General features: G+C 62.1%; 25 protein-coding genes. 3 read left to right on the top strand and 22 right to left on the bottom strand.

Annotation, left to right across the window (positions count from 1 at the left end; genetic code table 11):
* Positions 1-320 precede the first annotated feature (320 nt).
* The 4 genes from guaA to M1D99_RS24720 all read right to left on the bottom strand — a co-directional run bounded on the left by guaA (position 321) and on the right by M1D99_RS24720 (position 5143).
* A complete protein-coding gene (gene guaA, locus M1D99_RS24705) occupies positions 321-1898 on the bottom strand; it encodes a glutamine-hydrolyzing GMP synthase (protein WP_045155136.1) in 1578 nt (525 codons plus the stop codon).
* Between the two features lie 79 nt (positions 1899-1977).
* Positions 1978-3447 carry an IMP dehydrogenase gene (gene guaB, locus M1D99_RS24710; protein ID WP_186705413.1) on the bottom strand — a complete coding sequence of 490 codons (1470 nt, stop codon included), beginning with the start codon at positions 3445-3447 and terminating at the stop codon, positions 1978-1980.
* Between the two features lie 310 nt (positions 3448-3757).
* Complete coding sequence (locus M1D99_RS24715; protein WP_434572197.1) at positions 3758-4306, bottom strand: sugar ABC transporter ATPase; 549 nt, start codon at positions 4304-4306, stop codon at positions 3758-3760.
* A gap of 69 nt (positions 4307-4375) precedes the next feature.
* Positions 4376-5143, bottom strand: coding sequence for a sulfite exporter TauE/SafE family protein (locus tag M1D99_RS24720; protein ID WP_434572199.1), 768 nt, complete (start codon positions 5141-5143; stop codon positions 4376-4378).
* 257 nt (positions 5144-5400) lie between these two features.
* Here M1D99_RS24720 and xseA point away from each other — a divergent pair, with 257 nt between their 5' ends.
* The 3 genes from xseA to leuA all read left to right on the top strand — a co-directional run bounded on the left by xseA (position 5401) and on the right by leuA (position 9744).
* Positions 5401-6780, top strand: coding sequence for an exodeoxyribonuclease VII large subunit (gene xseA, locus M1D99_RS24725; protein ID WP_030139579.1), 1380 nt, complete (start codon positions 5401-5403; stop codon positions 6778-6780).
* Positions 6781-6783: 3 nt separating this feature from the next.
* Positions 6784-7605: a peptidoglycan DD-metalloendopeptidase family protein gene (locus M1D99_RS24730; RefSeq protein ID WP_186705409.1), complete on the top strand. Its 822-nt coding sequence runs from the start codon at positions 6784-6786 to the stop codon at positions 7603-7605.
* A 459-nt stretch (positions 7606-8064) separates the two neighbouring features.
* Complete coding sequence (gene leuA / locus M1D99_RS24735; protein WP_186705408.1) at positions 8065-9744, top strand: 2-isopropylmalate synthase; 1680 nt, start codon at positions 8065-8067, stop codon at positions 9742-9744.
* Positions 9745-9950: 206 nt separating this feature from the next.
* On the opposite strand, the gene M1D99_RS24740 is transcribed toward leuA, so the two are convergent.
* The 18 genes from M1D99_RS24740 to iscU form a co-directional block, all read right to left on the bottom strand.
* Positions 9951-10370, bottom strand: coding sequence for a hypothetical protein (locus M1D99_RS24740; RefSeq protein WP_458130902.1), 420 nt, complete (start codon positions 10368-10370; stop codon positions 9951-9953).
* A gap of 63 nt (positions 10371-10433) precedes the next feature.
* On the bottom strand, positions 10434-11228 hold the full coding sequence (locus M1D99_RS24745) for an amidohydrolase (RefSeq protein WP_186730000.1): 795 nt from the start codon (positions 11226-11228) through the stop codon (positions 10434-10436).
* The gene (locus tag M1D99_RS24750) at positions 11216-12364 is read right to left on the bottom strand and encodes a pyridoxal phosphate-dependent aminotransferase (RefSeq protein ID WP_434572202.1); all 1149 of its coding nucleotides are present in this window, start codon (positions 12362-12364) and stop codon (positions 11216-11218) included. Before M1D99_RS24750 ends, M1D99_RS24745 begins: the two co-directional genes overlap by 13 nt.
* Before the next feature lie 268 nt (positions 12365-12632).
* Positions 12633-14105, bottom strand: a complete 1473-nt coding sequence (der, locus tag M1D99_RS24755) for a ribosome biogenesis GTPase Der (protein ID WP_003185121.1) — start codon at positions 14103-14105, stop codon at positions 12633-12635.
* Between the two features lie 200 nt (positions 14106-14305).
* Entirely contained in the window at positions 14306-15457 is a 1152-nt protein-coding gene (gene bamB / locus M1D99_RS24760) for an outer membrane protein assembly factor BamB (RefSeq protein ID WP_053118636.1), read from the bottom strand.
* Positions 15450-16091, bottom strand: a complete 642-nt coding sequence (locus tag M1D99_RS24765) for a YfgM family protein (protein WP_186705404.1) — start codon at positions 16089-16091, stop codon at positions 15450-15452. The genes bamB and M1D99_RS24765 overlap by 8 nt, the downstream gene beginning before the upstream one ends.
* Positions 16092-16131: 40 nt before the next feature.
* Entirely contained in the window at positions 16132-17421 is a 1290-nt protein-coding gene (hisS, locus tag M1D99_RS24770; protein WP_250964530.1) for a histidine--tRNA ligase, read from the bottom strand.
* 22 nt (positions 17422-17443) lie between these two features.
* Positions 17444-18553 carry a flavodoxin-dependent (E)-4-hydroxy-3-methylbut-2-enyl-diphosphate synthase gene (gene ispG, locus M1D99_RS24775; protein WP_003185136.1) on the bottom strand — a complete coding sequence of 370 codons (1110 nt, stop codon included), beginning with the start codon at positions 18551-18553 and terminating at the stop codon, positions 17444-17446.
* Positions 18554-18556: 3 nt separating this feature from the next.
* Complete coding sequence (locus M1D99_RS24780; protein ID WP_434572206.1) at positions 18557-19603, bottom strand: RodZ domain-containing protein; 1047 nt, start codon at positions 19601-19603, stop codon at positions 18557-18559.
* Positions 19603-20361: a type IV pilus biogenesis/stability protein PilW gene (pilW, locus tag M1D99_RS24785; RefSeq protein ID WP_053118628.1), complete on the bottom strand. Its 759-nt coding sequence runs from the start codon at positions 20359-20361 to the stop codon at positions 19603-19605. Before pilW ends, M1D99_RS24780 begins: the two co-directional genes overlap by 1 nt.
* Before the next feature lie 12 nt (positions 20362-20373).
* Positions 20374-21522: a 23S rRNA (adenine(2503)-C(2))-methyltransferase RlmN gene (gene rlmN, locus M1D99_RS24790; RefSeq protein WP_186705401.1), complete on the bottom strand. Its 1149-nt coding sequence runs from the start codon at positions 21520-21522 to the stop codon at positions 20374-20376.
* A gap of 28 nt (positions 21523-21550) precedes the next feature.
* Positions 21551-21976, bottom strand: coding sequence for a nucleoside-diphosphate kinase (gene ndk, locus M1D99_RS24795; protein ID WP_063322853.1), 426 nt, complete (start codon positions 21974-21976; stop codon positions 21551-21553).
* An 87-nt stretch (positions 21977-22063) separates the two neighbouring features.
* The gene (gene iscX, locus M1D99_RS24800; RefSeq protein WP_016773328.1) at positions 22064-22264 is read right to left on the bottom strand and encodes a Fe-S cluster assembly protein IscX; all 201 of its coding nucleotides are present in this window, start codon (positions 22262-22264) and stop codon (positions 22064-22066) included.
* Positions 22265-22277: 13 nt separating this feature from the next.
* Positions 22278-22619: an ISC system 2Fe-2S type ferredoxin gene (fdx, locus tag M1D99_RS24805; RefSeq protein WP_207966503.1), complete on the bottom strand. Its 342-nt coding sequence runs from the start codon at positions 22617-22619 to the stop codon at positions 22278-22280.
* 3 nt (positions 22620-22622) lie between these two features.
* Positions 22623-24485 carry a Fe-S protein assembly chaperone HscA gene (hscA, locus tag M1D99_RS24810; RefSeq protein ID WP_434572209.1) on the bottom strand — a complete coding sequence of 621 codons (1863 nt, stop codon included), beginning with the start codon at positions 24483-24485 and terminating at the stop codon, positions 22623-22625.
* Positions 24486-24535: 50 nt separating this feature from the next.
* On the bottom strand, positions 24536-25057 hold the full coding sequence (gene hscB, locus M1D99_RS24815; protein WP_060739093.1) for a co-chaperone HscB: 522 nt from the start codon (positions 25055-25057) through the stop codon (positions 24536-24538).
* Between the two features lie 8 nt (positions 25058-25065).
* Positions 25066-25389 carry an iron-sulfur cluster assembly protein IscA gene (iscA, locus tag M1D99_RS24820; RefSeq protein WP_003185155.1) on the bottom strand — a complete coding sequence of 108 codons (324 nt, stop codon included), beginning with the start codon at positions 25387-25389 and terminating at the stop codon, positions 25066-25068.
* A gap of 25 nt (positions 25390-25414) precedes the next feature.
* Positions 25415-25801 carry a Fe-S cluster assembly scaffold IscU gene (iscU, locus tag M1D99_RS24825; RefSeq protein ID WP_003185157.1) on the bottom strand — a complete coding sequence of 129 codons (387 nt, stop codon included), beginning with the start codon at positions 25799-25801 and terminating at the stop codon, positions 25415-25417.
* Positions 25802-25810 lie beyond the last annotated feature (9 nt).

Raw genomic sequence — 25810 nt, forward strand, 5'->3', positions numbered from 1 at the left:
AATCACATTCGTATCAAGAACGATCATTCAAAGGTCACTGTCCGGGCGGGCGTCTTGTCGTGCGCACTCTCAAAGGCCGCGAACTCGTAATCCGTCAGGCTGGCCTTGCGGCTCATCTCGGCAGCAGCGCGCCCAGCTTGACCCAGCCTGACGGCCTCACCGTAGGCATCCAAAATGTCTCGCATCCCGGCCTTGAGATTGTGATCGTGTTGAGCTGCCTTTAAACAGGTGCGCCAGTTCCGGAGGGTGACAAATGCAAAAAGCCCGCAACTCAGCGGGCATTTTTGTTAGTCAACACAGGTCCCTTAGAGGGCGTAGGCTCACTCCCACTCAATCGTCGCCGGCGGCTTGCTCGACACGTCATACGTCACGCGAGAAATGCCTTCGATTTCATTGATGATCCGCCCGGAGACAGTTTCCAGCAGCTCGTACGGCAGGTGAGCCCAGCGCGCAGTCATGAAGTCGATGGTTTCCACGGCGCGCAGGGCGACGACCCAGGCGTAGCGACGGCCATCGCCGACCACGCCCACGGATTTCACCGGCTGGAACACCACGAACGCCTGGCTGACCTTGTGGTACCAGTCGGCCTTGCGCAGTTCCTCGATGAAGATGTGGTCGGCGCGACGCAGCAGGTCGGCGTATTCCTTCTTCACTTCACCGAGGATCCGCACGCCCAGGCCCGGGCCCGGGAATGGGTGGCGGTAGACCATGTCGTACGGCAGGCCCAGTTCCAGGCCGAGGCGACGCACTTCGTCCTTGAACAGTTCGCGCAGCGGCTCGACCAGCTTGAGGTTCATCTCTTCCGGCAGGCCACCGACGTTGTGGTGGGACTTGATCACGTGGGCCTTGCCGCTCTTGGCGCCGGCCGACTCGATCACGTCGGGGTAGATGGTGCCCTGGGCCAGGTACTTGATGTTGTCCAGCTTGCAGGATTCGGCATCGAACACGTCGATGAAGGTGCGGCCGATGATCTTGCGTTTCTTCTCCGGGTCGGACTCGCCGGCCAGGTTGTTCAGGAACTGCTCTTCGGCGTTGGCGCGGATCACCTTGACGCCCATGTTCTCGGCGAACATGGCCATCACTTGCTCGCCTTCGTGCAGGCGCAGCAGGCCGTTGTCGACGAAGACGCAGGTCAGCTGGTCGCCGATGGCCTTGTGCAGCAGCGCGGCAACCACCGAGGAGTCAACGCCGCCGGACAGGCCCAGCAGCACGTTGTCGGTGCCGACCTGAGCGCGGACTTGGGCGATGGCGTCTTCCGCGATCTTCGACGGGGTCCACAGGGCTTCGCACCCGCAGATGTCGAGGATAAAGCGCGACAGGATCCGGCCGCCCTGCTTGGTGTGGGTCACTTCAGGGTGGAACTGCACGCCGTAGTAGCGGCGATCATCGTTGAACATGCCGGCAATCGGGCAGCTCGGGGTGCTGGCCAGGATGTGGAAGTCTTCCGGCATCTTGGTGACCTTGTCACCGTGGCTCATCCACACGTCCAGGCCGAACAGGCCATCGGCGTCGACGTGGTCCTCGATACCGTCCAACAGGCGGCTCTTGCCGACCACGTCGACGCGGGCGTAACCGAACTCACGCAGGTCCGAACCTTCGACCTTGCCGCCCAGCTGTTCAGCCATGGTCTGCATGCCGTAGCAGATACCGAAGACCGGCACGCCCAGGTCGAACACGGCTTGCGGGCAGCGCGGGCTGTCGGCTTCGTGCACGGACTCGGGGCCGCCGGCGAGGATGACGCCTTTCGGAGCGAATTCGCGAATCGCTTCGTCATCCATGTCGAACGGATGCAGTTCGCAGTACACGCCGATCTCACGCACGCGGCGGGCGATCAGTTGGGTGTACTGGGAACCGAAGTCGAGGATCAGGATGCGGTGAGCGTGAATGTCGAGGGCCATGACTCATTCTCATGTAGTGAATCAGAAACAACTCGGGGCTGAATGAACAGCCCCGGTGATTAACGTTTTGCTGGAAGCCTTAACCTACACGGTAGTTCGGCGCTTCCTTGGTGATCTGCACGTCGTGGACATGGGACTCGGCCATGCCGGCGCCGGTGATGCGCACGAATTCCGGCTTGGTGCGCATCTCTTCGATGTCAGCGCTGCCGGTATAGCCCATGGAGGAACGCAGGCCGCCCATCAGCTGATGGATGATGGCGCTCAGGGTGCCCTTGTATGGCACGCGACCTTCGATACCTTCCGGCACCAGCTTCTCGGCACCCGCCGAGGAGTCCTGGAAGTAACGGTCGGAAGAGCCCTGGGCCTGGGACATGGCGCCCAGCGACCCCATGCCGCGATAAGCCTTGTAGCTACGGCCCTGGAACAGCTCGATCTCGCCCGGCGCTTCTTCGGTACCGGCGAACATCGAACCCATCATCACGCAGTAGGCACCGGCAACGATGGCCTTGGACAGGTCACCGGAGAAACGGATACCGCCGTCGGCGATCAACGGCACGCCAGTGCCTTCAAGGGCAGCGGCGACGTTGGCGATCGCGCTGATCTGCGGCACGCCGACACCTGCGACGATGCGGGTGGTGCAGATCGAGCCAGGGCCGATACCGACCTTGACGGCGTCGGCGCCAGCGTCGGCCAGGGCCTTGGCGGCTGCGCCGGTGGCGATGTTGCCGCCGATCACTTGCACGTCAGGGAAGTTCTGCTTGACCCAGCGAACGCGGTCGATCACGCCTTTGGAGTGACCATGGGCGGTGTCGACCACCACCACGTCAACGCCGGCATTGACCAGGGCGGCGACGCGGTCACCGGTGTCCTTGCCGGTGCCGACGGCGGCGCCGACGCGCAGGCGACCTTGGTCGTCCTTGCTCGCCAGCGGGTAGGCCTTGGCTTTTTCGATGTCGTTGACGGTCATCATGCCCTTGAGGGCGAATTTGTCATCGACGATCAGCACGCGCTCGATGCGGTGCTTGTGCAGCAACTCGCGGACGTCGTCCTTGCTGGTGCCTTCCTTGACCGTGACCAGGCGCTCTTTAGGCGTCATCACTTGGCGGACGGAAGCATCCAGGCGGTTCTCGAAACGCACGTCGCGGGAGGTGACGATGCCGACCAGGTCGCCATCGTGCAGCACCGGAACGCCGGAGATGTTGTGCATGCGGGTCAGTTCGAACAGATCCCGGACCGTGGCATCAGCCTCGATGGTGATCGGATCCTTGACCACGCCAGCCTCGAACCGCTTGACCTTGCGCACTTCGGCGGCCTGCTGTTCGATGGTCATGTTCTTGTGGATGATACCGATACCGCCTTCCTGGGCCATGGCAATGGCCAGACGGGCTTCGGTCACGGTGTCCATGGCAGCGGAAACCAGGGGGATATTCAGTTCGATGCCACGGGTGAGACGGGTTTTGAGACTGACTTCGTTAGGCAGTACTTCGGAATAACCGGGCACTAGGAGAATGTCGTCGAAGGTCAGAGCTTCTTGGCTGATACGCAGCATCGCGGGGGCTCCCGAGCGGGAAAATGGAAGCGCGCCATTATACTCATGCACCCCGTCTGGCTCAATGTAAAACTCTGTCTATTATTGGCGGGGTGATTGACGGGCTGAAACCACCGCCTTCAACCAAACACAGAGAGTGGGGAAATGGTGGCCCCTGTGGCGAGGGAGCTTGCTCCCGCTCGGTTGCGCAGCAACCGCCAAAAGCCGGGGCCGCTTCGCAGCCCAGCGGGAGCAAGCTCCCTCGCCACAGGGTTTGTATTCCATTCCACAAGGGCTGCGTGTTCCTGGCCACAGCGTTTGGGTGTCCTCGCTACAACTCCACCTTCACCCAACTCACCGGCTGATCCAGCCAATCGGCGAATTCATCGAGGAAGTCCTGCTTGAACCCCGCCTCCAGCCAGTTATTAAAGATGAACCCCAGGTTGGAAAAGCCGCACGGCTGCAGGAACAGGAAGCCATTGATGTCATCTTCATGACCGCATTCGGGGCAGGTGAAGTTGTCGGTGCGCCCTGGCATCCAATCTTCCAGGCTTTCGAACAGCGCTTCGCCAATCTCCCGGCGACACTCGGCGCAACCGGCTTCTTCAAGAAAGCCCTTGGCCGGCGTATAGATGCAGCGCTTGGTGATGATCTCCAGGCCATTGACCGGCTCGCCGAACGGCAGTGCGTCGGGATGCAGCACCACGTCGCGGGCACCGGGGGCGATGGCGTGGGCCATGCGATTGCCGGTACGCCCGCAGGTGGTCAGTTGTTCTTCGACGATGTTCTTGCGCACCAGCCAGCGCACGATTGCCCGGGCCCGAGGCTCGTGGACCGGCAGGGTGGAAATTTTCGGGACGATGATGCTTTGCGAATTCATGGCGAGGCCTGGCGGTTTCCCTGGCGGTTCTTATAAAGGGCCGGCAGCTTAATCCCTGGCTGGGCCAGGTCAAGCACTCAGGTAACGCCCGATCAAGGCGATACCGCTGGCGAGCACCAGCCAGGTGACCAGTCGCACGAACGCCTCGCGCGACAACCTCATGGTCAAGCGACGGCCCACCCACAACCCCAGCGCCATGGCCGGCAACAAACACAGCGCCAGTACCAACAAGGGTAGCTCGGCATACACCCCGGCGATGATAAACAAGCTCAAGCGCACCACGGTGCTGCAACTGATCAAGGCACTTTGCGTGGCACGGGCCGGGTCCTTGGGCAGGCGACTGTTCAGGTAGATCGCATACAAAAAGCCGCCACTGCCAAACAACGCCCCGAACATCCCGCCCACCGTGCCCATCGGAAACGCCCACAGGGAAGACAACTGCGTCAGCCGGGTCTTTATCAACAGGCTGTAGATGGCATAAGCGCAGATGAACAACCCCATCAACAACAGCAACACGTCGGACTTGAGGTTGAGCAGGAAAATCACCCCCAGGGTGCAGCCCAGCGCCATGCACGGCAGCAAGCGCAGCAGTTCCGGCCGGGAGACGTCACGACGCGAGGGCAACAGGTTGCCGAAGGCCGCGACAAAATCGAGCAAGACCAGCAGCGGGACGATTTTCGACAGGGGCATGAACAACAGCAGGATCGGCGCCGCCACCAGCGCCGTGCCAAACCCGGCGATGCCGAACACGATGTAGGCCAGGACAATGGCCGAGGCGATCACCAGCCATTCCATCGGGGCAAATGCCCACTGGCCCAACCATGGGAGAAGATTCATCCGGCACTTCCTTGATGAGGAGAGCGGGGACTTTAGCCAGATGTGTCGGGGCATATCCAGTATTTGTGGTGACTGACCTATCGCCTTCGCGAGCAAGCCCGCTCCCACAGGGAGAAATCAGCGATCTGAAGGTTGATGCTGTACCTGTGGGAGCGGGCTTGCTCGCGAAGGGGACGACTCGGTCTGGCAGAAAGCGCACAGGAGGATTTGTTTTCACTCATGGAGATTCACCAACGAATCCCCTTATCATGCCGCCCATGATTAAAGATCCCTTTGCCCGACTGGGCCTGGACCGCGAAGTCCTGACTGTCAGCCAGCTCAACGGCCGCGCGCGGGTGTTGCTCGAAGACGTGTTCAGCAACATCTGGGTCGAGGGCGAGATCTCCAACCTCGCCCGCCCCGCCTCAGGCCACGTGTATTTCACTCTCAAGGACAGCGGCGCCCAGGTGCGTTGCGCGCTGTTCCGACAGAACGCCGCACGGGTGCGCCAGGCTCTGAAAGACGGCTTGGCGGTGAAGGTGCGCGGCAAGGTTTCGCTGTTCGAGGGCCGTGGCGACTATCAACTGATCCTCGACACCGTGGAGCCGGCCGGCGATGGCGCCCTGCGCCTGGCCTTCGATGCCCTGAAGGAAAAGCTCAGCGCCGAAGGCCTGTTCAGTGCCGAGCGCAAGGTGCCGCTGCCAGCCCATCCGCAACGCATCGGCATCATCAGCTCGCCCACCGGCGCGGTGATCCGCGACATCATCAGCGTGTTCCGCCGCCGCGCGCCGCAAATTTCCCTGACCTTGATTCCCACCGCCGTGCAAGGCCGCGAAGCCACCGCGCAAATCGTCCGCGCCCTGAAACTGGCTGATGCTCGCGGTTTCGATGCGCTGATCCTGGCCCGGGGCGGCGGTTCGCTGGAAGACTTGTGGTGCTTCAACGAAGAAGCCGTGGCCCGGGCGGTGGACGCCTGCGTCACACCGATCGTCAGCGCTGTCGGCCATGAAACCGATGTGTCCATCAGTGACTTCGTCGCCGACGTCCGCGCCCCGACCCCTTCTGCCGCCGCCGAACTGCTGGCGCCGGATGCCGGCGACCTGGTGCGCCGGGTCGAAAGCCTGCATCGCCGGCTGGTGATGCGCATGCGCGACCGGCTGATGCGCGATCAACTGCGCCTCGAAGGCCTTACCCGACGCCTGCGCCATCCCGGTGAACGCCTGCGCCAGCAGGCCCAACGCCTCGACGACCTGGACATGCGCATGCGCCGGGCCTTCGAACGCAGCCTCAATACTCGCCGCGAACGACTGATCCGCCTGGAAACCCGCCTGGCCGGGCAGCATCCGGGCCGCCAACTGGCGATGTTGCGCCAGCGCCTGGACAGCCTCGCCGAACGCCTGCCCCGGGCCATGCGCGAAGGGCTCAAGACGCGACGCGTGCAATTGCACAACCAGATGCAGACGCTGCACATCGTCAGCCCCCTGGCGACCCTCGGTCGCGGCTACAGCATTTTGCTCGACGAGCGCGGCCATGCGATCCGCAGCGCCGGGCAAACCCAGACTGGCCAGCGCCTGACCGCCAAGCTCGGCGAAGGCGAACTGCTGGTGCGGGTCGAGGACAATCACCTGACGCCGGTCACCCTTTCTTTACTGGATTGATTCATGCCGCGATATCTCGCCCCCTTGTTCTTGCTATGCCTGACCGTCAACGCCCACGCCGACAGTTACATCACCCGCTTGCTGAACAAGCCGGTGCCCGGCGGTGTGGCCGTGGTGGACCTGGGCAGCGCGGCCCAGGCACCCAAAGCCACTTACCAGGGCAAACCGGTGCTGGTGGTCAAGGAACAACAGAACTGGCTGGCGATTGTCGGCATTCCGCTGACGGTCCAGCCCGGCACCCAGCAGATCAGCAGCGCCGGCACTACCCAACCGTTCGTGGTCGGCTACAAGAAGTACCCCGAGCAGCACATCACCCTGAAGAACAAGCGCCAGGTCAATCCGAACCCGGCGGATCTCAAGCGCATCGACGCCGAGCTGGCGGTGCAACTGAAGGCCTATCGCAGCTTCAGCCCGAACATCCCCAGCAACCTGTTGCTGGACAAACCGGTCAACGGTCCGCTGTCGAGCAAGTTCGGCGTGCGCCGTTTCTTCAACGGCGAAGAGCGCAACCCGCACGCCGGGCTGGACTTCGCCGTGCCCGCCGGCACGCCGATCAAGACCCCGGCCGCCGGCAAGGTGATCCTCACCGGCAATTACTTCTTCAATGGCAACACCGTATTCGTCGACCATGGCCAAGGCTTCATCAGCATGTTCTGCCACATGTCGAAGATTGACGTGAAGGTCGGCCAGCAACTGGCCCGGGGCACCGTGGTGGGCAAGGTCGGCGCCACCGGCCGGGCGACGGGGCCGCATATGCACTGGAACATCAGCTTGAATGATGCGCGGGTGGATCCGGCGATTTTTATCGGGGCGTTTCAACCCTGAGTGTTTGTGGTGAGGCTACTGGCCTCTTCGCGAGCAAGCCCGCTCCCACAGGTACAGCGTTGATTTTGAAATCACCGACATTCCCCTGTGGGAGCGGGCTTGCTCGCGAAAGCGTCAGCCGCATCGCAGTCCATCATCATGGATTGCCAAGCGAGAAACATCGACGCAATAAAATTACAATTACCTCAGCGTCACGCGATTAAATCTCGCAAACCCATCTAAAAGCAGAACTTCTCCCAATTTTCCCCGTCTGCTTGCAACCCCCCGTCCACGCGGTTAGGGTTGAAGGCATGAAAACCTCTCACACCCTCATCCAGCTTCGCCAGCACCGCAGCCTGTGCCTCGTCAGCGCACGACTGCCGGGCTGAATCGCGGCACCTCGTCCCGGCTGTAGAGCCACCCCCATTCGAACCACCGGCAGGCCGCCTTTTTCCGGCCACGACAATAAGGATTCCGCCCATGAGCATGCTCAAAGACCCGTCTTCGAAATACCGCGCCTTCCCGACCATCAACCTGCCGGATCGCACCTGGCCGTCGAAGACCATCACCGCCGCGCCGATCTGGTGCAGCTCCGACCTGCGCGACGGCAACCAGTCGCTGATCGAGCCGATGGACGCGGTCAAGAAGCTGCGCTTCTGGAAAACCCTGGTCGCGGTGGGCGTGAAGGAAATCGAAGCGTCGTTCCCGGCCGCCTCGCAGACCGACTTCGATTTCGTGCGCACCCTCATCGAGGAAGGCCACATCCCGGACGACACCACCATCCAGGTGCTGACCCAGGCCCGTGAAGACCTGATCGCCCGCACGTTCGAATCCCTGCGTGGCGCAAAAAAAGCCATCGTCCACCTGTACAACGCCACCTGCCCGTCGTTCCGCCGTATCGTGTTCAACCAGGACAAGGAAGGCGTGAAGGAAATCGCGGTGAACGCGGCCAAGCTGTTCGTCAAATACGCCGCCCAGCAGCCGGAAACCCAGTGGCAGTTCGAGTATTCGCCAGAGACCTTCAGCGCCACCGAGCTGGAATTCGCCAAGGAAGTCTGCGACGCCGTGATCGAAGTGTGGAACCCGACCCCGGCGCGCAAGGTGATCCTCAACCTGCCGGCCACCGTGGAAGTCGCCACCCCGAACATCTACGCCGACCAGATCGAGTGGTTCCACCGCAACATCACCCGTCGTGACAGCGTGCTCATCAGCCTGCACACCCACAACGACCGTGGCACCGGCGTGGCCGCTACCGAGCTGGGCCTGATGGCCGGCGCCGACCGTGTCGAAGGCTGCCTGTTCGGCAACGGCGAACGCACCGGCAACGTCGACCTGGTAACCGTGGCGCTGAACCTCTACACCCAGGGCATCAACCCTGAGCTGGACTTCTCCGACATCGACGGCGTGCGCAAAGTGGTCGAGGAATGCAACCAGATCCCGGTGCACCCGCGTCATCCGTACGTCGGCGACCTGGTTCACACCGCGTTCTCGGGCTCGCACCAGGATGCGATCCGCAAAGGTTTTGCCCAGCAGAAATCGGACACCCTGTGGGAAGTGCCGTACCTGCCAATCGACCCGGCCGACATCGGTCGCAGCTACGAGGCAGTGATTCGTGTGAACAGCCAGTCGGGCAAGGGCGGCATCGCCTACCTGCTGGAGCAGGAATACGGCATCAGCCTGCCCCGTCGCATGCAGATCGAGTTCAGCCAGGTGGTGCAGCGCGAAACCGATCGCCTGGGCCTGGAAATGACCGCCCAGCAGATCCACGCCCTGCTGCAGCGTGAATACCTGCAAGCCAACACCCCGTACGCGCTGGTCAGCCATCGCCTGCAGGAAGAAAACGGCAACAGCGCCGTGGAAGTGGAAGTGGCGAGCAAGGGCCAGGGCGAGACCAACCTGCACTGGCGCGGCCGAGGCAACGGCGCCCTGGAAGCACTGGTGGCTGGCCTGCCAATTCCGGTGGAGATCATGGACTACAACGAACACGCCATCGGCGCCGGCACCAACGCCAAGGCCGCGGCGTACATCGAACTGCGAGTCAACGGCGAGCGCGCGGTGCATGGTGTGGGCATCGATGAGAACATCACCACCGCGAGCTTCAAGGCGCTGTTCAGTGCACTGAACCGTTCGCTGAGCCAGCCAGAGGCCAAGGCGGCTTGATCCAAGGCTGAAATGCAAAAAGGCCCCGGGGTGTGAACCCTGGGGCCTTTTTGTTTGGCTGATGGTTTTGGTTGGCTGTTCCGGCCTCTTCGCGAGCAAGCCCGCTCCCACAGGAGGTTTCTGCCAAGCACAGAGTCTGCGTCCGCCGCAGTTCCACTGTGGGAGTGGGCTTGCTCGCGAAGGGGCCCTCTCAGACGGCCGAGATGTCAGGCATGGGTATCGATCGAAATAGTCATCGCCTGCAACAGCGCGGCCTGCAAGGTTTGCAAAGTCGCCTGGGTCGCCATGATCTGGGTCTGGATCGCCATGGTTTCCTGAGCTTTCTGCTCCTCATCGGCCCGGCTTTTTTGCACCCGGGCTAGCTGGGCTTGCTGTTCGGCCAGCAACTTCTCGGTCTGTTCGATCTGCTTCTTCAGTTGCTCGATGACATCGCCGCTGCCGCTGCTGCCACCCGCACCAGCGATATTCGCGCCGCTGGTGTCGACTGCCAGTTTCTTGTCTTTGTCTTCGCTGCTATCAGTCGGTGCCACTGGACTGACTGCTTTCTCTTCTTCAGCCCCGCGGATGGAGACCTTTGGGGCCGACAATGGATAAGGGTTAACGGTGGTTGCGCTGATACTGGTCATAGGGACTCCTCCTTGGCTGACCCGTTATCGGCACCCGACAGCGTTTCTTGAGGCTGAATCGTTTCAATAAATGAATTCGAAGCGATCGGCATCCAGGTTCGCCGGAAACCGCGTGCGATACGCTGCCAGATCCGCCGCCTTCAAACACACCCTGAACACGCCATCGGCTTCGCCAGCGCTGAGCAAGCTCTCCCCCTGGAAATCCAGTACCTGGCTGTCCCCGGTGTAGGCGAAGCCCTTGCCATCGGTACCCACACGGTTGACCGCCGCCACGTAGCACAGGTTTTCGATCGCCCGGGCCGGCAACAGACGATTCCAGTGCTGACGCCGCGCCCCGGGCCAGTTGGCGGTGTACAACAGCAGGTCGGTGTCCTCGGCATCACGGCTCCACGCCGGGAAGCGTAGGTCGTAGCAGATCAACGGCCGGATCCGCCAACCCTGGAGTTCGAACAGCACCTGCTGGTCACCCGGTGTGTAGTGGTTATGCTCGCCGGCCATGCGGAACAGATGGCGCTTGTCGTAATGCAGCACTTCACCGTCCGGCCGCGCCCACAGCAAGCGATTGCGATGGCTGCCGTCGCCGGCCTGGATGATCACGCTACCGGTGATCACCGCGTCCAGTTTCGCCGCCTGGTCCTTGAGCCAACGGCTGGTGGGCCCGTGTTCAGGCTCCGCCAGGGTCTCGGATTCCATGGAGAAACCGGTGGTGAACATTTCCGGGAGGATGATCAGGTCAGCCCCGCGCGCCTGTTCGAGCAGCGCTTCGAAATGCTCCAGGTTGGCCTCGCGGTCATGCCAGGCCAAGGTGGTCTGGACCAGGGCAATGTCGAGGTCCGGCAACGCGCTCAAATCACGCATAGTTTTTCCGCCGCTTCGCGCAGCGTCTCCTCGCGTTTGGCAAAGCACAGGCGCACCAGGCGCTGGCCTTGCGGTGGGTCCTGGTAGAAGACCGAGATCGGAATGGTCGCCACGCCGTGTTCGCGGGTCATCCACAGCGCCATGTCGACGTCATTCAGGTCCGGGCGAATCCGAGAGTAGTCCACCAGTTGAAAATACGTGCCGGTCACGCGCTTGAAGCTGAACCGCGACGGGGCCAGCAAATCGCAGAACAGGTCACGCTTGGCCTGGTAGAAGTCCGGCAGTTCGTCGACGTGTTCCGGATGCTCGGCCATGAAGTCAGCCAGGGCGTACTGCAACGGCGTCACGCCGCAGAAGCTGACGTACTGGTGCACCTTGCGCAGCTCCGCGGTCAGCGCCGCTGGCGCCACCACGTAGCCGGTTTTCCAGCCGGTGACGTGGTAGGTCTTGCCGAACGAACTGACGACGAAGGCGCGGCGGTACAGCTCTTCATGGGCCAGGACACTGGCATGGGCGACGCCATCGAATACCAAGTGCTCATAAACCTCGTCGCTGACCAGATAGATGTCGCGGTCGCGAATCAGCGCCGCCAATTGATCCAGTTCGGCGCGGCTGATCAGGGCGCCGCTGGGGTTGTGCGGCGAGTTGAGGATGATCATGCGCGTGCGCGGGCTCAGGGCTTCGCCGAGCTTCTCGAAGTCGATGGCAAAGTCATCCAGGCCCAATGGCACATGCACGCAACGCCCACCGGCCAATTGCACGGAGGGCTCGTAACTGTCGTAGCTGGGGTCGAAGACGATCACTTCGTCACCGCTGTGGACCACCGCCGCGATGGCGCAGAAAATCGCCTGGGTCGCGCCAGGGGTCACGGTGACTTCCAGGTCGGCATCGACACTGGCGCCGTAGCTGCGGGCGATCTTCGCTGCGATCTGCTGGCGCAGCGCCGGCAGGCCGGTCATGGGTGAATATTGGTTGTGGCCTTGGGCGATGTGCCGACCGACCGCGTCGCGCAAGGCCTGCGGACCATCGAAGTCGGGAAACCCCTGGGACAGGTTCAACGCGCCCGTCTGCGCGGCGAGCTGGGACATCTGAGTGAAAATCGTGATGCCGACGTTCGGCAACTTGCTGGTGATCATGGAGGGTCCCTGCTCTGCACCCGGCTCTGGCGCGGCGCGGGAGAGCTCGAGGATAGCCCAATCGCCGGGCATGAAAAAGGGTGCCGCCAAGGGCACCCTTTTCTTGTCACCGAATCGCAGGAAAACTCTGTGGCGAGGGAGCTTGCTCCCGCTGGGCTGCGAAGCAGCCCCTGTGTTTCATCTGATGCACTGCGGTGGCAGGTACATCTTTGGGGCTGCTGCGCAGCCCAGCGGGAGCAAGCTCCCTCGCCACAAAAGCGGTCCTGATTCAGCGCTTGTCGCGGCGCTTCTTGTCGGCCTTCTTGTGGTGCGACATCAAGCGGCGCTTCTTGTTGACCTGGCGGTCGGTGAGCGTGTTCTTGTTGCCTTCGTACGGGTTCTCGCCGCCCTTGAACTCGATGCGGATCGGCGTGCCGACCAGCTTCAGGACACGACGGTAAGTGTTCTCCAGGTAGCGAACGTAGGACTTGGGCACCTTCTCGATCTGATTACCGTGGATCACGATAATCGGCGGGTTGGCACCGCCCAAGTGGGCGTAGCGCAGCTTGATTCGACGGTTGTTGACCATCGGTGGCGCGTGCTCGCCGACCGCATCTTCGAGGATCTGGGTCAGGCGGTTGGTCGGCCAGCGAGTGACCGCCGACTTGAACGAGTTCTGCACCGAAGCGTAGAGGTTGCCCACGCCCGTGCCGTGCAAGGCCGAGATGAAGTGGATGTCGGCGAAGTCGACGAAGAACAGCCGACGCTGGAGTTCGACTTTCACAAAGTCGCGCTCGCTCGGCGTCATGCCGTCCCACTTGTTGATCGCGATGACCAATGCACGACCGGCTTCCAGGGCGAAGCCCAGCAGGTTCAAGTCGTGGTCGACCACACCCTCGCGGGCGTCCATCACGAAGATCACCACGTTGGCGTCTTTGATCGCCTGCAGCGTCTTGACCACCGAGAATTTTTCAACTTCTTCGTGGATCTTGCCGCGCTTGCGCACACCGGCGGTGTCGATCAGCGTGTACTTCTCTTCGTTACGTTCGAAGGGAATATAGATGCTGTCACGGGTGGTGCCGGGCTGGTCGTAGACGATGACCCGGTCTTCGCCGAGCATGCGGTTGACCAGCGTCGACTTGCCTACGTTCGGGCGACCAATGATGGCGATCTTGATCCCGTCTTTTTCGCTCGGGCCCGGAATGCGCTTGGCTTCCTCGCCTTCGGCAACGATCTCTTCTTCGCCGTCTTCCGGCTCTTCGGCGTCGTCCTTGGGGAAACTCTCCAGGGCGATTTCCAGCATCTGGGTGATGCCGCGACCGTGGGCGCCGGCGATCGGGATCGCCTGGCCCATGCCCAACGGTGCGAACTCGGCGCGAGCCATGTCCGGGTCGATGTTGTCGACCTTGTTGGCGACCACGTAGGAACGCTTGTTACGCTTGCGCAAATGCTCGGCGATCATCTGGTCGGCGGCGGTAAAACCAGCCTTGGCGTCTACCAGAAACAGCACCACATCGGCTTCTTCGATGGCGAGCAGCGACTGCTCGGCCATTTTTTCGTCCATGCCGTGTTCATCACCGGAGATGCCGCCGGTGTCGACCAGAATATAGGTACGCCCTTGCCACTTGGCCTCACCGTATTGGCGATCACGGGTCAGACCGGACAAGTCGCCGACAATGGCGTCGCGTGTCCTGGTCAGGCGGTTGAACAAGGTGGACTTGCCGACGTTCGGTCGGCCCACCAGGGCGATTACGGGAACCATGCGGCTCTCCACTTCGTTATTTCAGAAAATACAAAAGCCGCTGCGAGGCAGCGGCTGGTGCTCGGGGGCCATTCTGTAGGAGCGAGCTTGCTCGCGATAGCGCTAGTCCAGTGACATGAATGTCGACTGATCCACCGTCTTCGCGAGCAAGCCCGCTCCCACATGAATGAAGCCGCTTGGGAATTAACCCAAGCATAGTCTTACTTGATGGTCAGGGCTTCCAGTTTGCCGCTGTTGCCATACACATAGATCATGTTGCCCACCACCAGCGGACGGGCACGCAGGCCGTCGCTGTCGATGCGCTCACGGCCGACGAAACGACCGTCCACCTGGCTGAGCAGGTGCAGGTAACCTTCCAGGTCACCCACTGCGACGTAGCTGGAGAACACTTCCGGGGCCGACAGTTGACGACGGGCCAGGGAGTCGTTGCTCCACAATGCGGTGGTGGAACGCTCGTCAACGCCTTCGACGGTGCCCGAGGACAGGCTCACGTAGACGCTGCCAAAGCCCTGGGCGACACCGGCGTAGCTGGACGCATCGCGCTGCCACAGCGGACGACCGCTTTCCAGGTCCAGTGCCGCGACGCGACCCTGGTAGCTGGCGACGTACAGCGTACCGCCGGACAGCAGCAAGCCGCCGTCGATGTCGACCACACGCTCCAGTTCCGAACGACCTTGCGGGATCGCTACGCGCTGTTCCCAGACCGGCACGCCGTTGGAAATATCCAGGGCAACCACTTTACCGGTCGACAAGCCAGCCACCGCCAGGCGGTTGGTAACGATCGGCGCACTGGTGCCACGCAGGGTCAGTACCGCCGGGGTGCTGTCATACAACCAGCGCTGGTTGCCGGTGGCGGCATCCAGGCCGATCAGACGGTCATCCTGGGTCTGCACCACCACCACGTCACCGTTGGTGGCGGGCGGTGCGAGCACTTCGCTGGTCACGCGGGCGCGCCATTTCTCTTCACCGCTGCTCGCGTCCAGGGCGACGATCTCACCCTTGAGCGTGCCGATCATGACCAGGCCATAACCCACGCCAACGGCGCCGGAAACAGGCAGCTCAAGGTCCTTTTCCCATTTGACGTCGCCGTTGGTGCGGTCCATCGCCATTACCACGCCGGTGACGTCGCCGGCATAGATGGTGTCGCCGTCGATGGCCGGCACCAGCATGTTGTAGGTTTCACCCTGGCCATCGCCGATGGAACGGCTCCACTGCTTCTGCAGCACGACTTCTTCTTTGAAGTCGGTCAGTTCGGCCGGCGGCAGTTCTTTCTTGCTGTTGCTGCTGCAACCCGCGGCCAGAATGGCCAGGGCCAGCAATGCTGCATGTTTCCAACGAATCACGTCACGCATCCCCTTTGGCCAGGTCGTCCAGCTTGATTTGCAGGCCACCGACCGCGGCTTCATCCGACAGCGCAGCCTTGGCTTTTTGGTAGGCCGCATGGGCCTCATCGGCACGGCCCAGCTGTACCAGCAGGTCGCCCTTGAGTTCTTCGCGGGTCGCCAGGAACGCCTTGTCGGCGTCACCGTCGAGCAGCTTCAAGGCGTCTTCGGCCTTGTTCTGCGCCGCCAGCACCTGCGCCAGGCGCTGACGCGCCACTTCGCCCAGGGTCGGGTTGACCGGCTTGTCGACAATGGCTTTCAGCTCGGTGGCCGCGTCGTCCAGCTTGCCGCTGTCCACCGCCACCTTGGCCACGAACAGGCGACCGTATTGGGCGTAGGCAGTGCCGCCGAATTCCTTGTCCAGCTTGCCGGCCAGGTCCGCCACGCGGGCCGCGTCAGGCTTGCCGTCCGGGGTCAGGGTGGTTTCCAGCAATTGCTGGTAGAGCACCGAGGCGCCTTGCGACTGGTTGCTCTGGTATTTCTGGTAGGCCTGCCAGCCGAACACGATGACCAGCGCCAACAGGCCGCCAGTGACCAGCGGCTTGCCGTTGCGCGTCCACCAGTCCTTCAAATCCGCCAGCTGTTCATCTTCGGTACTCGACACCCCAATACTCCTTAATCGCTAAATCGGCTGTTTGACAGCTTCAACCCTGCACGACGCAGGTGGCCAGGTGTGCAGCAAGCGCATCCCAGGCAATGCTTTGTTGTTCGCCCTGGCCACGCAGGGGTTTGAAACCTACCACTTGTTGGGCCAGTTCGTCGTCACCGAGGATCAGTGCGTACAGCGCACCGCTCTTGTCGGCCTTCTTGAATTGGCTCTTGAAGCTGCCGGCGCCGGCGTTGATCTGCAGGCGCAGGTTGGGCAACTGGTCGCGGATCCGCTCGCTCAGGGCCAGGGCGGCCAGTTCGGCGGCCTCGCCAAAGGCGCACAGGTAGACGTCGACCTGACGGGACAGCTCTTCAGGCACTTTATCCAGCGCCTCAAGCATCAGCACCAGGCGCTCGATGCCCATGGCAAAGCCCACGCCCGGGGTCGGCTTGCCGCCCATCTGCTCCACCAGCCCGTCGTAGCGGCCACCGGCACAGACGGTGCCTTGGGCGCCGAGCTTGTCGGTGACCCACTCGAAGACGGTCTTGCTGTAGTAATCCAGGCCACGGACCAACTTGGGGTTGATCACGTAGGGAATGCCCACGGCGTCGAGGCGTGCCTTCAGCCCCTCGAAGTGCGCACGGGACTCGTCGTCGAGGTAGTCGGCCATTTTCGGCGCGTCCACCAGGATCGCTTGGGTCTCGGCGTTCTTGGTGTCGAGCACGCGCAGAGGATTGGTCTTCAGGCGGCGCTGGCTGTCTTCGTCCAGCTTGTCGAGGTGGGCGGACAGAAACTCCACCAACGCTTCACGGTAGCGGCCACGGGACTCGCTGGTACCCAGGCTGTTGAGCTCGAGCTTGACCGCGTCACGCAGCCCCAGCTCGCCCCATAGGCGCCAGGTCATGACGATCAGCTCGGCGTCGATGTCCGGGCCGTCGAGGTTGAACACTTCGAGGCCGATCTGGTGGAACTGGCGGTAACGGCCTTTCTGCGGGCGCTCGTGACGGAACATCGGGCCGATGTACCAGAGTTTCTGCACCTGGCCGCCGCCGGTGATGCCGTGTTCGAGCACCGCCCGCACGCAGGCCGCCGTGCCTTCGGGGCGCAGGGTCAGGGAATCGCCGTTGCGGTCGTCGAAGGTGTACATCTCTTTTTCGACGATGTCGGTCACTTCACCGATGGAGCGCTTGAACAGCTCGGTGAACTCGACGATCGGCATGCGGATCTGCCGGTAACCGTAGTTATCCAGCAGGCGCGCCACGGTGCCCTCGAAATAGCGCCACAGGGGCGTCTGCTCGGGCAGGATGTCGTTCATGCCACGAATGGCTTGCAGAGACTTGCTCACGTGTATTCCTTAATCTTTCGACTTAACCGCGCGCGATGACCGCTGCGTCGGCTTCGACCTTTTCGGCCGCTTTCTGGCGAATCAGCCGTTCCAGCTCATCCACCAGATTGTCATTCGTCAGTTTCTGCGACGGCTTGCCGTCGATGTAAATCAGGTTCGGCGTACCGCCCGTCAGGCCGATATGGGCCTCCTTGGCTTCACCCGGCCCGTTGACCACGCAACCAATCACCGCGACATCCAGCGGTACCAGCAGGTCTTCGAGGCGCCCTTCCAGTTCGTTCATGGTCTTGACCACATCGAAGTTCTGCCGCGAGCAACTCGGGCAGGCGATGAAGTTGATGCCACGGGAACGCAGGTGCAGGGACTTGAGAATGTCGTAGCCGACTTTCACTTCCTCGACCGGGTCAGCCGCCAACGAGATGCGGATGGTATCGCCAATCCCTTCGGCGAGCAGCATACCGAGGCCGACGGCGGATTTCACCGTGCCCGAGCGCAACCCACCGGCTTCGGTGATGCCCAGGTGCAGCGGCTGGACGATTTCCTTGGCCAGCAGACGGTAGGCTTCGACGGCCATGAACACGTCGGACGCCTTCACGCTGACCTTGAAGTCCTGAAAGTTCAGGCGTTCGAGGTGCTCCACATGGCGCAGCGCCGATTCCACCAGCGCCGCCGGGGTCGGTTCGCCGTATTTCTTTTGCAGGTCTTTTTCCAGGGAACCGGCGTTCACGCCGATGCGGATCGGGATGCCCCGGTCGCGCGCGGCATCCACCACGGCACGCACACGGTCTTCGCGACCGATGTTGCCCGGGTTGATGCGCAGGCAATCGACGCCCAACTCGGCCACGCGCAAGGCGATGCGGTAGTCGAAGTGGATGTCGGCGACCAAGGGGACCTTGACCAATTGCTTGATCTTGCCGAACGCCTCGGCGGCGTCCATGTCCGGCACCGATACTCGCACGATGTCGACACCGGCGGCTTCCAGGCGGTTGATCTGGGCGACCGTGGCGGCCACGTCGTTGGTGTCGCTGTTGGTCATGCTCTGCACAGCGATTGGCGCATCGCCGCCCACGGGCACGTTACCGACCCAGATTTTCCGGGATTCGCGACGCTTGATTGGAGATTCGCCGTGCATGACTTATTGACCCAACTTCAGGCGAGCGGTCTCGCCACTGGTGAACGGAGCGATGTCGACTGGCTGGCCGTTGTAGCTGACCTGCGCGCCACGGGCATAACCCAGGCGTACGGCAAACGGCGGCTTGCCGTTGACGGCCGTGTTGTCGCCCTTGCGCTTGAGGCCGCTGAACAGCACCTTGCCGTTGCCGTCGGTGATTTGCGTCCAGCAGTCGGCGGTGAACTGGATTTGTACCTGGCCATCACCGGGTGCAGGGGCCGGGGCCGCTGGGGTTGCAGGAGCAGCCGGTACGCTCGGCGCAGCAACGGTTGGTGCTGGCGTGGCGGGAACTGGCGCTGGAGCCGCCGGTGCGGCGGGAGCAGCCGGCGCAGTGCCCGCGTGGGCCGGCGCGGTCGGTGCGGCCGGCGCAGGAGCTGGCGCCGGAGCGGATGGCACGGTCGGCTCGGCGCCAGCGGTAGCATCGGCTTCGCCGCTATCCTGGCCTTGAGGCAACGCCAGGGCGGTTTCGCCTTCGGCCTGGCCTTCGACAACCGCCTGGTCTTCCGGCTCGTCCAATGGATGGATCTGGGTGGTGCCGTCAGCGCCCTCGACTTCGACGTGCTCGGGGTTCATGGCGACCGGCTCCTTGTTGCGCAAGGAAGCCTGGTCCTGCCACCAGACAAAACCGCCACCGATCACCGCAATCAGCAGCAACAGGCTGACGATTCGCAAAATGGTGTGGGAAACGCGAACCGGCTCCTCGATGCGCCCCAGGCTGTGCACGTTGCTGCCCTGGGCATCGGAACCGGTGTATTGATCGAATTGCTGGACCAGTACGGTCTGATCCATGCCGAGCAGCTTGGCATAGGCGCGGATATAGCCGCGGGCGAAGGTGTGCCCAGGCAGCTTGTCGAACGCGCCCGCTTCCAGGTTGCCCAGGGAAGCCACGGTGAGATTGAGCTTGAGGGCCACTTCGGCCAGCGACCAACCATTGCTTTCGCGGGCTTGACGCAGGGTCTCACCGGGATTTACGCGAGTCGCTGCTACAACTTCGGGATGCGCCGCTTTCATCATTGCTCCGACAGGTATTGCTGATATTCCGGCGTACCGGGATAGAGTCTTTTGAGTTGCAAGCCGTAGCTTGCAGCTTTGTCGCGATCTTCAAACACATGTGCCAGCCGAACGCCGAGCAATAGACTACGTGCATTTTGCTCACTCAGCAGGCTAAAACGCTCGTAATAGTCACGCGCGGGCACATAATGCCTGTCTTCGTAGGACAACTCAGCCATTTCCAGCAGCGCCCGCGGTTGCTGGCGATTGAGCCGTAGCGCCTTTTCCAACTGCTGGCGGGCCAGGTCACGCTGGCCGAGCTGCGCGGCGGTCATGCCGAGGTTTTCGAACACCCGCGAGCGCTCAGGGTAAAGGGTATCGGCGGCAGCCTGCTCGAAACGCTCGTAGGCTTCCTTGTAGCGTTTCTGCTCGAAAAGAAAGCTGCCGTAGTTGTTCAGGATCCGTGCGTCTTGCGGCCGGCCAGACAGCGCCTTGCGAAAATGCTGGTCGGCCAGTTCCGGCTCCATCTCGGCCTGGAACACCAGGGCCAGGGCCGCGTTGGCATCCGGGTCGGAATCGTCCAGCTCCAGGGCTTTCTTGAGCGGTACCTTGGCCCGTTCGGTCATGCCCTGTTGCAGGTAGCCGATGCCCAGTTGCACATAGGCCACACGTGCTTCGTCGCGCCCTTTGCTGGTCTTCATCGGGTTGTAGTCACCCGACAGGACGCAACCGGAACAAAGGCCGGCCAACAGCAAAACGAGCGCGAAGCGCAGGGACATAGAGATCCTCTCTTAGTGACTGTTCGCAGCGTTTTGCACCGCATCGTCCGCGGCGTTCAACTCACGCACGGCAATGTAGCGTTCGCTGCGACGGGTGCGATCCAGCACCTGTCCTACCAATTGGCCACAAGCGGCGTCGATATCTTCGCCGCGGGTGGTGCGCACGGTGACGTTGAAGCCAGCGTGGTGAAGCTGATCCTGGAAGCGACGAATCGCGTTGTTGCTCGGACGCTCGTACCCGGAATGCGGGAACGGGTTGAACGGGATCAGGTTGATCTTGCACGGGATGTTCTTGAGCAGCTCAATCATCTCGACCGCGTGTTCGACCTTGTCGTTCACATCCTTGAGCAGCGTGTACTCGATGGTCAGCACGCGCTTTTCGCCCAGGGACGACATGTAGCGCTGGCACGACTCGAGCAGCATCTTAAGCGGATATTTCTTGTTGATCGGCACCAATTGGTTACGCAATGCGTCATTGGGTGCGTGCAGCGACAACGCCAGGGAGACATCGATGTGCTTGGCCAGCTCATCGATCATCGGCACCACGCCGGAGGTGGACAGGGTCACGCGGCGCTTGGAAATGCCGTAGCCCAGGTCGTCCATCATCAAGTGCATGGCGGAGACGACGTTGTCGAAGTTCAGCAGCGGCTCACCCATGCCCATCATCACCACGTTGGTGATGGCACGGTCGACGGTCGCCGGGACGCTGCCAAAGGATTTGTTGGCAATCCACACCTGGCCGATCACTTCGGCGGCGGTGAGGTTGCTATTGAAGCCTTGCTTGCCGGTGGAGCAGAAACTGCAATCCAGGGCACAGCCTGCCTGGGACGAAACGCACAAGGTGCCGCGCTTGCCCTGGGGAATGTAGACGGTCTCGACGCAGCTGCCGGACGCCACGCGCACCACCCACTTACGGGTGCCGTCGCTGGAGATGTCCTCGCTGACCACTTCGGGGCCGCGAATCTCGGCAACAGCCTTGAGCTTCTCGCGCAGGGCCTTGCCGACATTCGTCATGGCGTCGAAGTCGTCGACGCCAAAGTGGTGAATCCATTTCATCACCTGACCGGCACGGAAACGCTTCTCCCCGATCGAGTCGAAGAATTTCTCCATTTCCGGCTGGGTCAGCCCCAGCAGATTGGTTTTAACAGTCGATGTAGTCATGGATTCACCTTCACTCTTAAGCCAATGCTTAGCGAGTGGTTACTTCAGTAGCAGCGAAAAAGTAGGCGATTTCGCGAGCAGCGGCGGCTTCGGAGTCCGAACCGTGGACGGCGTTGGCGTCGATGGATTCAGCGAAGTCAGCACGGATGGTGCCGGCAGCAGCTTCTTTAGGGTTGGTAGCGCCCATCAGCTCACGGTTGCGAGCGATAGCGTTTTCGCCTTCCAGCACCTGAACGACAACCGGACCGGAAGTCATGAAGGCAACCAGCTCACCGAAGAAACCGCGCTCGCTGTGCTCAGCGTAGAAGCCTTCGGCTTCGGCTTTGGACAGTTGCTTCATTTTCGAAGCTACAACGCGCAGGCCAGCGTCTTCGAAGCGGGTAACGATCTTGCCGATCACGTTTTTTGCAACGGCGTCAGGCTTGATGATGGAGAAAGTACGTTGAACAGCCATGGTGTAACTCCAGAAACGGTAATTTACGAAAAATTAAACCCGCGAATTATACGCGGGTTCTTAGGTATTGCCTAACCTGCGAGGCGATCAGTCCAATTCGGCGGCCCAGAGCTCCTGAACCGCTTCCAACACTTTCTCGCCGACTCGGCCAGAGGTGGCATCGAAGTCAGGCAGCTCCAGGATCATCTGCTGCAAACGGACGAAACCTACAGAGTATGGATCGAGACCCTCGTGGGCTTCGGCCAACTCTTCTGCGATGCGTTGTACATCATTCCAACCATAGCTCATGACAGTGTCACCATCAGTGCGGCGCTTCGGCCGCATGGTTAAGCGAATATTTCGGGATTTCGACGGTCAGGTCTTCGGTGCCGACGATAGCTTGGCAGCTCAGGCGCGATTGTGCCTCCAGCCCCCAGGCCCGATCGAGGAAGTCTTCTTCCAACTCGTCTGCCTCTTCCAGCGAATCGAAGCCCTCACGAATGATGCAATGGCACGTCGTGCAAGCACAGACGCCGCCACAGGCACTCTCTATCTCGATATGGTGCTCATGGGCCAGTTCGAGAATGGAAGTCCCGGGCTCAGCCTCCACGACCATGCCCTCCGGACAGAACTTCTCGTGGGGCAGAAAAATCACCTGCGGCATCAGTTATTCCTCGATTTCATTCAGGTTGCGCCCCGCCAGGGCGGCTTTCACCGTCGAGTCCAGGCGGCGGGCAGCAAAGGCATCGGTGACCTGCGACAGACGCTTGGTCTGCTGCTCGATGGCATAACCATCGGTGCCTTTCATCAATTCGGACAATTCCTGCATCTGCAGCTCGATGACCATGCGCTCTTCAGCGTCGAGCAACCGGTCGCCGTCGGCCTCAAGGGCACCTTGCACGGCTTCGATCAGGCGCTGGGCATCGACCTGTTGCTCGCGCAGTACACGGGCGACCTTGTCGTCGCTGGCGTGCTGGAAGGAATCCTTGAGCATCTTGGCGATTTCGCCGTCGGTCAGGCCATAGGACGGCTTGACCTGGATGCTCGCCTCCACGCCCGAACCCAGTTCGCGGGCGGAAACATTGAGCAAGCCGTCGGCGTCGACCTGGAAGGTCACGCGGATTTTCGCCGCACCGGCAACCATGGCCGGGATGCCGCGCAACTCGAAGCGGGCCAGGGAGCGGCAGTCGCTGATCAGTTCACGCTCGCCTTGCAGCACGTGGATCATCATGGCCGACTGGCCGTCTTTGTAGGTGGTGAAGTCCTGGGCGCGGGCAACCGGGATGGTGGTGTTGCGCGGAATCACCTTCTCCATCAGGCCGCCCATGGTTTCCAGCCCCAGGGACAACGGAATCACGTCGAGCAACAGCAGTTCGCCGCCGTCACGCTTGTTGCCGGCCAGGGTATCGGCCTGGATCGCGGCGCCGATGGCCACCACCTGGTCCGGGTCGATTTCGGTCAGCGGCTGGCGGCCAAAGGCCTCGGCAACGGCTTCGCGAACCCGAGGCACGCGGGTCGAACCACCGACCATGACCACGGCCTTGACGTCTTCCAGCTCCACGCCGGAATCACGCACCGCACGGCGGCAGGCCTTGAGGCTACGGGCGACCATGGGCTCGATCAGGGCATCGAAGGCTTCGCGAGTCAGCGCGGCTTTCCACTCGCCATAAGCCACTTCAACCGTGGCGGTGTCGGTCAAGGCTTCCTTGGCGGCGCAGGCGGTTTGCAGCAGGTGGCGTTGCGCACCGGGGTCGAGGTCGGCGGACAAGCCCGCCTGCTCGATGATCCAGCCAGCGATGGCATGGTCGAAGTCATCGCCGCCCAGGGCACTGTCGCCACCGGTGGCCAGGACTTCGAAGACACCGCCGGTCAGGCGCAGGATCGAAATATCGAACGTACCGCCGCCCAGGTCGTAGATGGCGACCAGGCCTTCGGCATGCTGGTCCAGACCATACGCGACCGCCGCAGCGGTCGGCTCGTTGAGCAGGCGCAGCACGTTCAGGCCGGCCAGCTTGGCCGCGTCCTTGGTGGCTTGGCGCTGGGCGTCGTCGAAATAGGCCGGGACGGTGATGACCGCACCCACCAACTCACCACCCAACGCCGCTTCGGCGCGCTGGCGCAGGACCTTGAGGATGTCGGCGGAAACCTCGACCGGGCTTTTCGGGCCCTGCACGGTTTCGATGAACGGCATATGGGACTCGCCACCGACGAAGCGGTACGGCAGCTGGTCGCCCAATTGCTTGACGTCGGACAGGCCACGACCCATCAAGCGCTTGACCGAGACAATGGTGTTCAAGGGGTCAGTGGCGGCGGCCAGCTTGGCCGACTCGCCCACTTCGACGCGGTCGGCGTGATAACGCACGGCGGACGGCAGGATCACCCGTCCCTGCTCGTCGGCCAGCGGTTCGGAAAGACCGCTGCGCAAGGCAGCGACCAGGGAATTGGTGGTACCCAAGTCGATCCCGACAGCCAGGCGACGCTGGTGCGGTTGTGGACTTTGGCCGGGTTCGGCGATCTGCAGTAGGGCCATCGTAATCAGGACTTATCTGTAATCAGGCGTGCGACCGGAGCGGCACTGGGTTAATCGTCGAGGCGCTCTTCTAACTGGCGCACTTCGTAGGTGAGCTTGTCGAGGAACTGCATGCGCCGCATCAGACGTTCGGCCTGTTCGCGTTGCGCGGCATCGTTCCAGCAGGCTGCGAAGCTTTCGTTCAGTGTTTGCTGGGCGTCCTTCAAGCGGCGCTTGAATACCGCGACACCGGCCAGGTCGGCGCTGTCCTGCAGGTCCTCGAGCTCTTCGCGCCATTGCATCTGCTGCAACAGAAACTCGGGATCGTGGACCGTGACCTCCAGCGGCAACTCATGGCCGCTGATGGCGAGCAGGTAACGCGCGCGCTTGGCCGGGTGCTTGAGCGTCTGGTAAGCCTCGTTGAGGTTCGCCGACTGCTCGAGCGCCCGCCGCTGCTCCGCCTCGGAAGCATCGGCAAAGCGGTCGGGATGGACGCCACGGGCCAGTTCAAGGTAACGCGCGGACAACTGCTCAAGATCCAGCTGGAACGCCGGCTGCATCTGGAACAACGCAAAATGACAAGGAGTACCCACAAGCCGCCTCAGATGTTGAAGCTTTCGCCGCAGCCACATTCACCGCGCACGTTGGGGTTGTTGAACTTGAAGCCTTCGTTCAACCCTTCCTTGACGAAATCCAGCTCGGTGCCGTCCAGGTACGTCAGGCTTTTCGGGTCGATGATCACTTTCTGACCATGACTCTCGAACACCTGATCGTCTTCGCCCACTTCGTCGACGAATTCCAGTACATAGGCGAGGCCAGAACAGCCCGTGGTGCGAACACCCAGGCGGATACCCTCGCCCTTGCCGCGCCCCGCAAGGGAGCGCTGGATATGGTTAGCTGCCGCTTCTGTCATCTGGATAGCCATGGAAAACTCCTTACCGTAACGCGGATCAGATCAAGCCTTTCTTCTGCTTGTAATCGCGAACGGCGGCCTTGATGGCGTCTTCGGCGAGTACCGAGCAGTGGATCTTCACTGGCGGCAGGGCCAGTTCTTCGGCCAGCTGGGTGTTCTTGATGGTTTCGGCTTCATCAAGGGTCTTGCCCTTCATCCACTCGGTGGCCAGGGAGCTGGACGCGATGGCGGAACCGCAGCCATAGGTCTTGAACTTGGCATCTTCGATGATGCCTTGCTCGTTGACCTTGATCTGCAGGCGCATCACGTCGCCGCACGCCGGAGCGCCGACCATGCCGGTGCCGACATCAGGATCCTGCGCGTCCATCTTGCCGACGTTGCGCGGGTTCTCGTAGTGGTCGATGACCTTTTCGCTATATGCCATTTGCTTCAA

The sequence above is a fragment of the Pseudomonas sp. R3-41 genome, assembly GCF_054161485.1.